Source organism: Bifidobacterium lemurum (genome assembly GCF_014898175.1).
GTDB classification, from domain to species: domain Bacteria; phylum Actinomycetota; class Actinomycetes; order Actinomycetales; family Bifidobacteriaceae; genus Bifidobacterium; species Bifidobacterium lemurum.
In genome coordinates, this window is record NZ_CP062948.1 from 1,386,164 (window position 1) to 1,399,739 (window position 13,576).

The window sequence follows — 13,576 nt, forward strand, 5'->3', positions numbered from 1 at the left end:
ATGATGTTCCTTTCTGTTTATCGGCCGTCACAGGCGATGGCCGCGTTTGACGGTCCGGTCGCGTTCCCGCTTCCGTTCCTCTGATTCCATGTCGCGCGTGCGCGCGGCGTGGCGTTCGATGGAGCCAAGGTCGTCCTCCAATTGGGCGACTCTCGTCTCCCTCAACGTCATCTCCTCGCGGGCTTCGACCTGCGCTTCGGTCGTGCCGTTGTCGATCGCGTCGGCCAGGGCTATCACGCTTGCCTGGAGCATCGCGTGCTCGTCGCGCAGTCTTTCGCGCAGGATTTCGATGCCCTTGTCGGCGTCTCCGCCTGCTTCGCGGGTCCATCGTGTGGCCGCGTCCAACGCCTTGGCCGCCTCACGCAACCGGTCGATGCGATATCCCTGTGCCACGTAGTAGCGGCGTTGGGCGTCGCTGACACCGGCTCTGACGTCCAACTTCGTTTCGGCTGACTTGCCAAGACTCTCCGTAGGGCGTCCGAACCACTGGTATAAGCCTCTGGCAGGCAAGGATTGCTCGTATATGCCACGACGGTCGGTCACGATCTGCGTGGCCTCATCGCTCAGATACGCGCGCCAGGTACTGCCGGCGCGCACGATTCGATCCATCGGGATGGTGATCTTCTTTTGCCGTTTAGCTCCTGGCAGCCACACCGTAACCCGGTCCCCATCTTTGTGCTCAATCAGTGAGCTGTTGAAGCTGATTGGCACCACGGCGGTCCTCGCCATACGGGCCATGACATTGCCCATGGAATATGCTTCGCCGAGCCGGTTGTCGCGCACCTTGAAACCCGACTCCAGCAGCGTGTAGGTCAGATGTGCGCCACGGGCCTCGACCTTGACCCCGGCCGCTTCGAGCAGTCCACGGAACTCGTCGAAGCTATGCGAGTTGGCTGCGGCGAGATCTATGGTGGTGCGCATCGCGGCCTTGACACCCTTGCCTTTGGCCTGCTCGTAGATCTCCGCGAAGCTCATGCCACGCCTATCCTGGACCGTTTCGGGATGGTCGATGACGCTGAGATTCGCGTCAAGACAGAGCCTGTCACTGATCTGCCGCCACTGGTCGATGATGTCTTTCGGCAGGCGCATATGCAGATGCGGCTCCATCTGCTGCGCGGCGCAGATGATGAGGTGGTTATGTAGATGCGGCCGGTTCGTGTGCGTGGCGACCACGAATTTGAAATCACCTCCGGTGATCTCCTCGGCCAGCCTGACACCCAACTCGTGCACTTGCTCCGCCGTCACCGGATCATCCGGCGCGAACGAATGCTTAAGGTGGATAGCCCACACGGTGTCCCGGCGGATGCCCTGCGGAGCGGCTCTCAAATCGGCTTCCATAGGACGCGCGAGACGCTCTCCGTCATGTCGTTCGGTGCTGTAGCTGGAGCTGACCAGCGCGCCGTCCTCGGTCTTCGTCCGGTCGATGACATAGCTGATCGCGTCGGCCAACGGCGTCGCCGACGTGTATCGCGTCTTGACCTTCCTCCCCATCGTCACCACGGCCATCACTGCCCCTCCAACACCGCGTCGGCATACTGCTCGACCAGCCGATAGAACATGTCGTTGAGCGTGCGCATCTCGTCCTCGACCGCGCGCAACTGCTCCCGCGTGACGCTCTTCGAGACGTTCGCCTGATGCGCGATCTGATTGATGTTCTGCCCGATACGACGGATCTCCCGATTGATTTTCGCCGGATCCGTCGCGACCTTGATCGTGGTGACATGCCCATCCAACAGCAACGAACGAGCGAACCTGCCGAAGTCCATATACGGCGCATCAGCCTTGACCAAGGCATACGTCTCCTGTAGCTGAGCCCACTCCTCATCGCTGAACGTGATGGTCTTCCGCACGCCCCGATGACGGCCGCTGACCCATCCCATCAGAGGTTCGTTCCGCTCTGCGTTCGCTGTGTTCGAGTCGCCGTTGGCGCTCTTCGGAGGCTCCGCCGACTATGGGGTTCGGGTCTCCCGGCAAGCGAGGACCGGCACGGTCCGGCAGCATTTGTACGTACAAATGCGTCGCTTGCTACCTCCGAACCCGATGCCTCGGGTCGGAGGCAACCATGTCCCGAGACCATGCGGGTTTTTCCGGTTTTCTGCATTTTCCCCTCCTCGACTTTTCGGATCGCGATTACGTTGAAATCTGATGAGGCAATCATCAGCCCGTTTCGCAAAATCGAGGCGGGGAAAACGGAAAATCGCATTGCGTAGGAGGAGAACAATGGCGATGAGGAAAAGCATGGTGAAGCAGCTCGCGGAGCAGGTCCTGCAACATGACCGCGAATTGCTCAAGCGCAAGGAGACCGCGATCAAGGAAGAGGCCGCCGCTCTCGTAGAACTTCGCACCGCCGCTGAACGGCTGCGCGCGGCGACGAAGCAACTTTCCGACCTCGGATTCTCGACCAGGACGATGGCGGACACGCTTGGAATGAGCAACCAGGAACTGCGCATCGCGCGCGATACCGCATGCGCGCTTATCCTGCCGAGCGGTCAACCCCAGACGGAATCAGATGCCGACAAAACCAACAACCCCGAAATAGGTGAAAACGGCGGAGAAAATGCCGCCGCGTCCTCGACCACTCCTGAGAGCGACAGCGGACACGAGTGGTGACCATGGCTGACGAAAACGAAAGCGAAATCGACCTCGGCGAGTGGAGCGACTTCATCACCTTCTACCGTCGGCCCGGGCGCACCGGACGTGAATTTGCGAGCGAGAGCGAACTTGCCGAACAGCTAAGGGACGAACGCCGCCAACGAGAGGAACAACGGCTCAAGCGGAGAGAAGCCTATCGTCGCTATGAAGCCGAACACCGCGACGAGATCCGCCGCCGCCAACGCGAGCGATACCACGAGCGCATGGCGAACGATCCCGAATATCGGGAACGCCAAAGAGCCAACCATGCCCGCTACAACGAGCGGCACCGCAAAACATCCTCCACTCCTGCCTTAACCGAGAAGAAGACTACAGCCGAGAAGAGTGCAGCTAGGAAGAAAGCGCCACCAGAAAAGAAAAAGGCAGCAGTCAAGAAAAAGACAGCCGAGGAGAAAGCGGCAGCCAAACAGCGTCCCCAGCCTGAAATACTGGATGCGGCTCAAATCGAGGAACGGGAAAACCGCAGAAAAGAACGCGCGCGCGAACGTTACCGTGAACGCATGGCGAACGATCCCGAATACCGGGAACGACGGCTTGGATACTGGAGGGAGCGCCACCAGAAAAGAAAGAGCGATCCCGAATACAGAGCGAGCAAAATCAAAGCGGCGCAACGTTACCGTGAGCGGCATAAAGATGATCCCGAATACCAGGCGCGGCGAAAGGAGTCCAATAAGAAGAGATATGTCCTCCAAAAAAAGAAAACCCAGGATCCCGAAACCATCATCAGGCTCTATGAATTCTGGAAACAGCAGTACGAAAAAATGCTGAGCGACATCGAGCAGGAATCTCGGGGCGCGGACGCGGTCAATCAGAAAAAGACGACGGCTGATGTGCTCGCCTTGCTTGAGGAGCGGACGCCGGACCATGACAGCGCCAAGACATCTCCGTCGCCTCCGAATCGGTCCCCGCGCAAATCGACGCGTCAGTAGTATCCACCGCATGCGATGAGTCCACACATCACTCTTGGACTTTCGGCGCGGCGATCGTCTCGCTAACTTAAAAATCAACAACCACACGACAAAGGAGCAGAAATGAGCACGACAACTACTGCAAACGATAAAACACTGCAAGCCTACCGAGAATCCGTAGGACTCACCACCGACGATCTCGCCCAACTCGTCGGCATGACGCCAGCGGAGGTCACTCGACTGGAGCAGCAGTCAACGGAATCGGAATCAACGCGGACGCTGATGGGCGCGCTGGCGGAAATCCGTGCCGACATGTTGGATGACCTGCACTTGGCCATGTCATTCGAACGCGAGCAGCGCGGCGAAGGCAACCGTCCCGACCCCAACATCGTATGGACGTTGCCCCGGTATCAAAGCGAGCAAGAATTTGCCGTCGCCGATGAACCGACCGCAATCGAACACTGGAAGACCTTCAACATGGCGCAACTGTTCATCGGCTTGTACCTTGAAGGTCTGGGGTACACTGTCCGCTACCAAAGCTGAGTCGCGGGAGGAGGACACATGCCCGTCGCGCTGATTTTCATGGTGATTTCCATCGGGCTGACGCTGCTGTTCGCCGCCGTGGGACTCATTCTCAACTTCCTCATCGCTCCTCTACGCACATTGGCTCTGATCCTGCAGAAGATCGCCGGTTGCATCGGCGTGATCCTCACGCTTCTGGCGGTGTACTTCTGGTTTGCCGAACAGACACCGCCGGGCTGGGACGTCATTGCCATCATCGTCTGCTGCATCATCGTCGGCATCGTCACCCAATGGTTCATCGAACGCCCCACACGCGCCGAGCGCAAAGCCATGGAGGCGGAGGCCGAACAACGACGCCAATGGGAGCAGCAGCAAGTAGAATTCAGAAAATGGCAGCAGCATCGTCAACTGTCGAACGCTGACGATGCTGACAGCTGGATGAATCGCTGACCACGGTCAGTTCGAACTAGAACTGCGCAAACGAGTACTGTATGGCTTGTCTTTGCCGAAACTCATGCAGCTGCGTTACCGCGTCTCTCAAGTCGTCAGCGGTGCTGAAGATGTATTGCTGCGTGGTGGTTAAAGACTCGTGACCTAGTAGCTCTTTGATTTGCACAACGTCCCGTGTTGCTTTCCACATATCGGTTGCGAATTTACGACGGAACGCATGAGGCGTGCATCCGGTCGCGGAGACCGTCAGGCGATACACAGTGTCGGGGCAAATGTGCCCACCTGCTTCACCTGGGAAAAACCAGCCTGGAGGAATGTTTTCGATCTGTCGCGTGAGATCGCTGCTGAGCGGCACAATGCGATCTTTGTTACCTTTGCCATGCACAATAAGACTCTTGCCGAGCAGGTCATCGACGACATCCCGTGTGTGGGTCAGGCAGACTTCAGATCGGCGGAGTCCCGCGTCCACGAAAAGGGAGACAATCAATCGCACGCGAGGGTTGGAGGATTGGAGGCCTTTTCTCACGGCTTCGTCCGGTGCCGGGCGTTGGATGCGTTTTTCGCGCTTGGCCATAGGCACTGATGCCATCGGGTCGTCGGTTCGGAGCTGTGTCTTTTGTGCCCAGCGAAAGAACGACGCTGCCGCACTCCAGTCCGAACGCATGGCTGCTGCGGTCACGCCGCGAGAAAGCCATACAATGAGATCCTTGCTGGATGCATCACCTGGTGCGACACCGCTGCTGATTCCGAAATGACTGACGAGATACCACCAATTCTCGATCGTTCTCTCCGTTGCCCCCTGCGCGCGGAGATCCTTGACCCATCCATCGAGCCAGTCCACCCATTCTTCCGGTGGCTGGCGGTGCGTGGGAAATTCCATTTGCTGCGCCCTCCAAATAAGGAAACGTCGGTCCGATAGTCGGGCCGACGCTATGAGTCCATCTCACAGAGCACAATCATCGTCGATGGATAGCTGTTGAGTGCGGCACTGGAGCAACAGAATTAAAAAGAAAACTTGAGGCGCGAAAAGCCATTGGCTCATTCCATCCACAAAGTCGTGGGTTGTGGGTTCGAATCCCACGGGGGGTACAGATGGCACGTTGAGGGCCTTGGAATTGCAACGATTCCAAGGCCCTCAGCGTTTCTGTTCCAGAACTGGTGGAACGCCTCAGACGCACTCAGGCGCAATGACCGCAGTAAACCGGCCCCACGCGTTAAAATCCCCGCGACACGCGTTGCGCGGCAACACCTCACACCGGATTTAAGACCCACATTTTGTCACTTAACCCGCCGATGGGGCATCCCCTTATGCGTCCCTTGGTGAAACGTAAGAGGCCACCGGCGCCGTTTGGCTCCCGCTAGATTCCCGGGTGTCGTTCACCCATTCGAAGACCCCGAGAGGAAAGGAATGGCAACACCGGTGCGTGTGTGAGCGTATCGGGCGGCCCGATGGACAGTGCGTGCTCGCCGCGCGATGCGCATGCCCCTTTTGCCTGCACTCGATCCTTCGTTGCGTCCGCCATAGCATGCGCGCCGGTCCTCTCCGGCAGTCGGCTGCGGCAGTCGGCGCGCATGCTTCGGGGCGCGACCATACTGGGCACCGCGTTTCGCACACTGGCCGCCATGCGGTAATCGCCCCATGGTGACCTTCGCAACACACCAAATGTCGATATGTTTCGACATTTCGTCTATTATGGGCGCCATGAACGCACGACATGACATACAGCACATCGCACCGGCCTCCCTCGCATCCCCGCTCGTCCTGCGCTGCGGCGCCACCGCACGCAACCGCTTCCTCAAGGCTCCGATGAACGAGGCGCTCGCCGGCCCCGAAGCACGACCCACGGCCGAGCACGTGACCCTCTACCGTCGCTGGGCAGACAGCGGCTGCGGCATCCTCGTCACCGGCAACGTAATGGTCGACCGCAACCAGCTCGGGGAACCCGGAAACGTTGCCGTCGAAGACGAACGCGACCTGCCGACGCTACGCGCATGGGCCAAGGCCGGGGCCGCCAATGGCGCACAACTGTGGATGCAAATCAACCATCCGGGCAAGCAGTCACCGGCGACCATCAACCCCCATCCCGTGGCGCCGAGCGCCACGGGCACCTCCGGAGAATACAGTCGCTTCTTCGCGTCCCCACGGGAGCTGAGCGTCGACGAGATCCATGCCATCGTCCGCCGCTTCGCCACCACGGCGGCCATCGCCCGCAAAGCGGGGTTCACCGGCGTGGAGATCCACGCGGCGCATGGCTACCTCATCAACCAGTTCCTCTCCCCGCTCGACAACCGGCGCGCCGACGAATACGGCGGCAGCCTGGACAACCGCATGCGCTTCCTCACGGAGGTGGTCGAGGCGGCGCGCGAAGCCGTGGGCGAAGACTTCCCCGTCGCCGTCAAGATCAACTCCTCCGATGGCATCGACGGAGGATTCAGCGAAGAGGAGTCGCTGAAGGTCATCGCTCGCTTGGACGCCATGGGCGTGGACCTCATCGACATCTCCGGCGGCACCATGGCCGGCAAACCGGTTATCCAGACCAATGGCGGCGCCGCGGAGGACCAGACGCGCGGCGTGTACTTCGCCGGTTTCGCCACGAAACTGCGCGCCTTGTTCGACGATGGCAAGGAACACATGGCCGTGGCGTTGACCGGCGGGTTCCGGTCCGCTCCGGACATGCGACGCGCGCTGGAATCCGGCATGGCGGACGTCGTCGGACTAGGTCGACCGCTGGTGGTCGCCCCCAATTTCCCGAAGCAGGTGATGGCCGGCGGCTTCGAACGGCCGCTGCGTCTGCCCCGCGTCTCCACCGGCGTGCGGGCGTTGGATCGGGCGTTCAACGGTGTTCTGGTGATATCGTGGTATGAATCGCAGATGCACCGCCTTGCCGTGGGCAAGGCGCCGAAGACGGACGGCCGGCACCTGGGGATCATGGCCCTGGCGTTCGCCCTCCGCAAGCACGGGCCGGGGGCGTTGGCCCCGCGGCGCAGGAAGGGGCACCGTTGACGACAGACAATCCCGATGGGCGTGACACGGACAGCGACGGGACCGTCCACCGCCCCTCCGAAAGTCTTCCGATCCTCAACCGGTGCATTCCGCTGTTCGAGACGCTGAAGGACGAGCAACGCCAGTCGCTGCTGGTGCGGCTGGTGATGGACGGACCGCTGACAGTGGGCCAGCTTGCCGAAGCCTCCCCACTGTCACGCACCACGGTGTCCCACCACATCAAACTGTTGGCGCAAAGCGGGCTAGTGACCATAGAAAAGGACGAGACCCGACGCATCTGCACCGTACGGGCCGAGGAGAACATCACTTTGCTGCAATCGCTGGTGGATGCCCTCAGACACGATCTCGAAGCGGCCAGACAGTGCCGGGAGGAAAACACGCCAGCTGCCGGCACCGCATGACGGAGCCGGCGTTCACCGCGCAGGAACGAATCATCGGCGGGCGCCCCGCATCCGGATATGTATCGTTGTGATGTTCTAGAACCACTGTCCGATTTGCTCAGCCTGATCAACGGCCCAACTGGCTTGGCACAGATGTTGCCCAGCATGTTGTCGTCCCATGCCAAGCCCAAGCATGCGCCCGGCCGGCACATCAACCGATCGGGGCATCAGCGCCACCGATTGTCGGCAGCGCGCCATCCGCACCGCAGACGCAGCGGCCCCGCTATGGCGCTTCTGTCTCTCAGCGCCCTCAATCTCCTCAACCATGAGGAGCCGCGGAATTCCAACGTTTTCAACACCCATCAGAGTGCGGCAAGGACGTGCTCACAGCGCTCGGGAGAATCGTGGGTTGTGGGTTCGAATCCCACGGGGGTACTGTCGCCTCTGGGGCTTCGGCTCCAGAGGTTTTTGTTTCTCGCACCATGTCCAGTCCTTTGTCGATAAGTTCGCGGACCGCCGCGCTTCTGGTGATTCGTCGCTTCTTTCTGTAGTCTTCGATTCGCTCGTTGCGCTCGTCATCCAGTCGCACGCGTATGACGTTCGATGCGCGGGATGCTCCGACGGATAGCGGTCTGCCGACCGGTCTGGCGGCGGCCTCTGCCAGTTGCCGGTCCGAATAGCCCCGTTGTGCTTCCTCGGAGGCTTCTTGGAGCATTCTCGCTTCGTCCGCGTCAAAGTCATCGGCTGAAAGCAGCCGGTATCTCCTGTCGCTCACCGTCCTCCTCCTTCCAGAAGCTTGACGTATTTGGTGCGCATGCGCATGGCGTGGATAACCGCGTCCCCTCGCGAGGTGCGTATGGTGACGACCTCCAGAGGGATGCCTTCGGGCGAGATACCGAGATGCAGAATCTTGAGCGGTTCCTCCTCCATGACGAGAGTCACGATCGGGCGTTCGGTGACGTATAAGGCATCGTTTGGATTCACCCCATGTTTGAGGGCGGATCGCAATACGATTTCCGGAATATTGTACCACATAATTACCCTCTTGGGACTGCATCCTTGGAGACGGCCGTCTGTCCGTCTGTCCGCTGCTGTTCGAGGAAGGCAAGACGAAGTTGGGTGACGAATGTGCTCCATTTGGTTTCGTCGTTCATGGTCTCCGCGTTGGCGGTGAAGTTCCGCCAGTTGATCGCCGTCAGAGCGGTCCGTCGTTCCTCGTCGCTTTCCCATTGCTCGGCGTGATGCCGTCCCGAATATTCGATGCCGATGCGCAACTTGGGTATCGCCATATCCAAGTAGACGGTTTTGCTTTCGCTGATCGCCACTGGATGATTGACGACAAGTCCCTGCAGCTCGGGCATCTTGGTGTTGATCAGTTTGATGCGCATTCGCGATTCCATGGAGGAATCGGTGTTCTCCCGCATATACAGAAGCGCTTTTTCGCAAGTCTCACGCCGACGGAACTTTTGCGGCAGCGCATCCAATAGATCGGCGAAATCCTGGATGCCGTAACGGTATTGCACCGCGTTGCGCCGCATCAGCGAGTCCGCCAAGACGATGAGCTCGCCTCCGTTGAGGTATGCCGCCATTTGCGCCCATGTGAGCAGCGGATGGGTCATGGTGATATCCGGACAGATTTTGATTGGTGCGTAGGCGTCTCTGCGTTCGTCGCTCATCGATGCGGTGCTGATTCGTTGGAACGAATGATACTGGGCGTCCTTGCATCGTGAACGATTGCCCTTGGCCGGTACGGCGAGATGGAGGCGTTGGTCGTCGAGGCGAGGAAGGTGGTCCGGTTCGACGGTGTTGAGCAGGATGGGGACTTCAATCATCGCGATGCGCAGCGCGGTGGTCAGGCAGCATTCGGTCGCGCTTCTCCGCCGCTCATGGAAGCGTCTTAGCCGGTCTTCTTCGCGCATGCTCAGTTCGATGAGCCGTCGATTGGCGAAGGATGTCGTTGGAGTGCTCATTGCGTCAATGTAAACCAACCCGTTTTGCTGCCGCTACCGGCGTTGAAAACCGGTGGACGGTGGTGCATAAATCCGCATAATCCACCGAAAACGAGTGAATGTGGATAACGGAACCGCACTGCTCGCATAAGGTCGGTCGACAGCCGTAATGGCACTCGGTTTGGTGGTGACAGGTGTGGTGGTGACAGGTGTGGTGGTGACAGGTGTGGTGGCGTCGGGTGTGCAGGTGACGGGTGTGGTGGCGACGGGTTTGGTGGTGGTGGGTTTGCCGGTAGCGGGTGTGGTGATGACAGGTTGATGGTGACGGGTTGATGGTGACGGGTTTGCCTGTGTCGGGTTTGAAGGTGTCAGGTTTGAAAGTGTCCGGTTCAGCGGTGCGATGACGGCTCGAGGGTGGTCGTCCGACAATGTCGAGGTGCGAAGAAGGTGCCGTTGCGATCGGTTGATGTTGCGCGTCGTGGCATAATGATGCGACTTTGTTGCGAAGACGGTGTCGGGTTGATTGCCGTTGTGTGCCGCGACGTGACCGTGGCTTTGTTGCGAAGACGGTGTTGTCGTGGTCGCCGTTGTTTGAGGTGAATCAGGCTCTTCGCTATTGGCCCATTACTTTCGGGCGGTTCCCATCCTTCTTGGGCGGTTCCCATCCCTCTCGGGCGGTTTTATCTCCCTTCGGGCGGTTCCGATTCCCCTCGGGCGGTTTCAATCTCCTTCGGGCGGCTGGCCTTTCACTCAATCATGGGGCGCAACAAATATCGGGTTGGATAAAACGTTGGAAAATCAACGTTTTTAAAACCTTTCTCCCTCGGGCAGGCCACTCATCACCCGAAGGGTAACCGCCCGAGACGGATTGAAACCGCCCGAAGGGAGATGAAACCGCCCGAGGGGAATCGGAACCGCCCGAAGGGAGATAAAACCGCCCGAGACGGATCAGAGCCGCCCGAGGAGAAAAGGGAATCGTCCGAGGGGAGGGGAAGTCGTCCTAAAGAAACGGAAACCGTCCTAAAGAAACGGAAGCCGTCCGAAAGAGAGGGGAGCCGTCCGAAAGAGAGGGGAGCCGCCCGAGGAGAAAGGGAATCCATCCGAACAGAATCAGAACCGTCCCAAAGGCATCCAGTACACCCGTCGTCCCATCATTGGCGCCGCCGGTCCCTGAGGTTTTAACGAGCGACAATGACGCCGCGATGACGGCGACGAATGGGGCCACTCCGGGTGAGGTGGAAATCAGTCATCACCTATCGCCCTGAGTCGTCCAATCGGACCCCACTCCGGGCGGGATGGGAATCAGCGCCTGCCACAGGCCGCCATCGAATGGAGCCAGACCCACCCCGAGCGGGACGGAAATCAGTTGAAGCCGACGACGCGCTCGGCGATGCGGTATCCCCAGCGGATGATGAAACGCCCCACCGAGCCGGGCAGATTCAGCGCGCGCGAGGTGATCTTGCGGCGCACGTCACGGCCGATGGTCGGCGAATACTCGCGCATGTCGGCCCACAGCTGGTCCTTCTTCGCGTAGTTCTCCTTGTCGCGCGAGAGGATCAGGAACACGCTGGTCACCGAACTCTGAATCGCCAGGAAGTGGATCATATAGCGGTACAGGCCGTCCGGCACGGTGCCGCGCTCCGGCGTCGCCTCCGTCATGATGCGGTTGATCAGGCGCAGCTGGTCGACTCGGCGGATCATCACGTCGGTCTGCACGCTCTGCCCGTCGCGTCCGATGAAATAGTGGTAGAACGGCGTGTCCACGTACATCAGCGTCTTGACCCACGGGAACGGCTGGTAGGCGTAGATGAAGTCCACATAGAAGGTATGCTCCGGCAGCTGCATGCCCGAGGCGCGCACCACGTCGGTGCGGTAGATCAGCGCGTGCATCAGAATGTACTCGGCCAGGCCGAAATGCCCCAGATCGTCCCAGCTGAGCACCGCGCCGGACTTCATCGCATGGCGGAAGTTCACCACATGCTTGCGCCGCTTGCCCACCTTGTCGTAGACGTAGTTCACCACGACCATGTCGACGGGGGATTCGGACGTGGTCTGCGCGCGCAGCACCTCCATCACCCGCTCCAGCGATTCGGGTCCCACCCAGTCGTCCGCGTCCACGACCTTCACGTACGCGCCGCGCGCCTCGGCGATGCCGTGGTTCACCGCCCCGCCGTGGCCGCGGTTGTTCTGATGGATGGCGCGCACGATGCCAGGCATGCGCTGTTCGAAGGTGTCGGCCAGCGCCGCCGTCCCGTCCGACGAGCCGTCGTCGACGATCAGCACCTCGATGTCGTCGGTGCGGCTGGCGGCGGTCAGCGAATGAACGCAACGTTCCAGATACGCTTCCATGTTGTATGCGGGCACCACGAAGGTAAGCGTCTTTGCTGGGGTCTGCATGCGGCCTTTCCTCACAAACAGTCGATGGTGGTCAACTTGACTATTTTCTCTTTCCGACACCATAGGGTACACCTCAGGTGGTACCCCGAACAGGAAATCGCACAATCTGCTTCCCTGAATTCACATTCGGTATCCCTGATTGTTCCCTGAGTGTCGTTTGGAACACAGCGGGACCGCTATGGGATGCGGATCACTCATTGGAATGGGCGCCGCTTGATGCCTCGGCTCCTGCGCCGTCCGTATTCGTTGCGCCGTCCGCGTTCGTGTCCGCGTCCGTCCCATCCATACCGTCGCGCTCGGATTCGCGAACGGGGATTCCACTTGCGTCGGAATCATTCGCGCCCGCTTTGTCCGCCGCACGCTTCGCCTTGGCGCCCTCGAAACGCAGCTGCGGCTTGGAATCCAGTCGGGACAGGCCATGCCAGGCGAGATCGACGATATAGGCGGCGAGCTGCTCCTTATTCACCTTCGGCCGGTCGGCCCAATACTGCCCGGTGAACACGGTCATGCCCACCAGCATCTGCGCGTAATACGGCACGCCTTTGGGCGAGAGCTTCTGCCGCTTGAACGACGCGGTGAGCAGATCCTCGACCCGCACGCTGATGTCGCCCAGCAGCGAGCTGAACGAGCCGGCCGGATCGGTGCTCGGCGAATCGCGCGACAGTACCTTGAATCCCTCCGCGTTCTCCTCGATATAGGTGAGCAAAGCCAGCGCCGTGCGCTCCACGATCTGCCGCGGATGCGCCGTCGTGTCGCTTAACGCGGCGGTGAGCGTGCCGGTCAGCGCCTGCATCTCACGGTCCACCACCACCGCGTACAGGCCCTCTTTGCCGCCGAAATGCTCATAGACGATGGGCTTGGAGACCTTGGCGTGCGAGGCGATCTCCTCGACGCTCACCGCTTCGAAGCCTTTGTCCGCGAAGAGCGCGCGGCCGATGCTGATCAGTTGTTCACGCCGCTGCAGCGAAGTCATACGGGAAGCATTTGCCATGCGCCCCAAGTGTAGTCGGCACCGTGCCGCGTAGACTGTAGGGCATGGATACTATGAATATTCTCGCCATCGTCGGCGTGGTTGTTGTCGCGGTCGTATTGATCGGATTGTGCGTGTGGTTCAGCGGTTCGCGCAAGCGCGCGCTCGCCAAAGCCCGGCAGGAGGCCGAGGCCCGCACCGAACAGGCCAAGGCGAAGGCCGACGAGCTGATCGCGCGGGAGCGCGAGGCTGAGACTCGTGCTCAGACGAAGATGCCCGGCGGCACCGGTGGCCGTCCGGTCGCCGGGGATGCCGGTCAGGCGGATGACGCCGCTGCCTCCGCC

14 protein-coding genes are annotated in these 13,576 nt (G+C 60.4%); 7 read left to right on the forward strand and 7 right to left on the reverse strand.

Translation table 11 applies throughout. From position 1 onward, the window contains the following. Positions 1–27 precede the first annotated feature (27 nt). Together BL8807_RS05110 and mobC are read right to left on the reverse strand one after the other, a co-directional pair. Positions 28–1,506, reverse strand: a complete 1,479-nt coding sequence (locus BL8807_RS05110; protein WP_072727089.1) for a relaxase/mobilization nuclease domain-containing protein — start codon at positions 1,504–1,506, stop codon at positions 28–30. Next, complete coding sequence (gene mobC, locus BL8807_RS05115) at positions 1,506–1,880, reverse strand: plasmid mobilization relaxosome protein MobC (RefSeq protein WP_072727088.1); 375 nt, start codon at positions 1,878–1,880, stop codon at positions 1,506–1,508. The genes BL8807_RS05110 and mobC overlap by 1 nt, the downstream gene beginning before the upstream one ends. Positions 1,881–2,238: 358 nt before the next feature. Between mobC and BL8807_RS05120 the strand changes: the two genes are divergently transcribed. The 4 genes from BL8807_RS05120 to BL8807_RS05135 all read left to right on the forward strand — a co-directional run bounded on the left by BL8807_RS05120 (position 2,239) and on the right by BL8807_RS05135 (position 4,532). Further along, complete coding sequence (locus BL8807_RS05120) at positions 2,239–2,610, forward strand: hypothetical protein (RefSeq protein WP_143148022.1); 372 nt, start codon at positions 2,239–2,241, stop codon at positions 2,608–2,610. A 2-nt stretch (positions 2,611–2,612) separates the two neighbouring features. Further along, positions 2,613–3,581, forward strand: coding sequence for a hypothetical protein (locus BL8807_RS05125; RefSeq protein WP_072727086.1), 969 nt, complete (start codon positions 2,613–2,615; stop codon positions 3,579–3,581). A gap of 102 nt (positions 3,582–3,683) precedes the next feature. Next, positions 3,684–4,103 (forward strand): helix-turn-helix domain-containing protein, encoded by a 420-nt coding sequence (locus tag BL8807_RS05130; protein WP_072727085.1) that lies wholly within the window; start codon positions 3,684–3,686, stop codon positions 4,101–4,103. An 18-nt stretch (positions 4,104–4,121) separates the two neighbouring features. Further along, the gene (locus BL8807_RS05135) at positions 4,122–4,532 is read left to right on the forward strand and encodes a hypothetical protein (RefSeq protein ID WP_072727084.1); all 411 of its coding nucleotides are present in this window, start codon (positions 4,122–4,124) and stop codon (positions 4,530–4,532) included. A gap of 16 nt (positions 4,533–4,548) precedes the next feature. Here the strand turns inward: BL8807_RS05135 and BL8807_RS05140 are convergent, their stop codons facing one another. Beyond that, complete coding sequence (locus BL8807_RS05140; protein ID WP_072727083.1) at positions 4,549–5,412, reverse strand: tyrosine-type recombinase/integrase; 864 nt, start codon at positions 5,410–5,412, stop codon at positions 4,549–4,551. Positions 5,413–6,234: 822 nt separating this feature from the next. On the opposite strand from BL8807_RS05140, the gene BL8807_RS05145 reads away from it, so the two are divergent. Continuing rightward, on the forward strand, positions 6,235–7,536 hold the full coding sequence (locus tag BL8807_RS05145) for an NADH:flavin oxidoreductase/NADH oxidase family protein (protein WP_072727126.1): 1,302 nt from the start codon (positions 6,235–6,237) through the stop codon (positions 7,534–7,536). Continuing rightward, positions 7,533–7,937 (forward strand): ArsR/SmtB family transcription factor, encoded by a 405-nt coding sequence (locus BL8807_RS05150; RefSeq protein WP_072727125.1) that lies wholly within the window; start codon positions 7,533–7,535, stop codon positions 7,935–7,937. The genes BL8807_RS05145 and BL8807_RS05150 overlap by 4 nt, the downstream gene beginning before the upstream one ends. Before the next feature lie 750 nt (positions 7,938–8,687). Here BL8807_RS05150 and BL8807_RS05155 read toward each other — a convergent pair. Together BL8807_RS05155 and BL8807_RS05160 are read right to left on the reverse strand one after the other, a co-directional pair. Continuing rightward, positions 8,688–8,951 carry a toxin gene (locus BL8807_RS05155; RefSeq protein WP_072727122.1) on the reverse strand — a complete coding sequence of 88 codons (264 nt, stop codon included), beginning with the start codon at positions 8,949–8,951 and terminating at the stop codon, positions 8,688–8,690. A 2-nt stretch (positions 8,952–8,953) separates the two neighbouring features. After that, the gene (locus BL8807_RS05160; RefSeq protein ID WP_143148027.1) at positions 8,954–9,886 is read right to left on the reverse strand and encodes a hypothetical protein; all 933 of its coding nucleotides are present in this window, start codon (positions 9,884–9,886) and stop codon (positions 8,954–8,956) included. A 148-nt stretch (positions 9,887–10,034) separates the two neighbouring features. On the opposite strand from BL8807_RS05160, the gene BL8807_RS05165 reads away from it, so the two are divergent. Beyond that, complete coding sequence (locus BL8807_RS05165) at positions 10,035–10,184, forward strand: hypothetical protein (protein WP_158217132.1); 150 nt, start codon at positions 10,035–10,037, stop codon at positions 10,182–10,184. A gap of 1,043 nt (positions 10,185–11,227) precedes the next feature. Here BL8807_RS05165 and BL8807_RS05170 read toward each other — a convergent pair. Together BL8807_RS05170 and BL8807_RS05175 are read right to left on the reverse strand one after the other, a co-directional pair. After that, on the reverse strand, positions 11,228–12,262 hold the full coding sequence (locus BL8807_RS05170) for a glycosyltransferase family 2 protein (RefSeq protein WP_072727120.1): 1,035 nt from the start codon (positions 12,260–12,262) through the stop codon (positions 11,228–11,230). Between the two features lie 190 nt (positions 12,263–12,452). Next, complete coding sequence (locus BL8807_RS05175; RefSeq protein ID WP_083570387.1) at positions 12,453–13,235, reverse strand: TetR/AcrR family transcriptional regulator; 783 nt, start codon at positions 13,233–13,235, stop codon at positions 12,453–12,455. Positions 13,236–13,576: the final 341 nt, after the last annotated feature.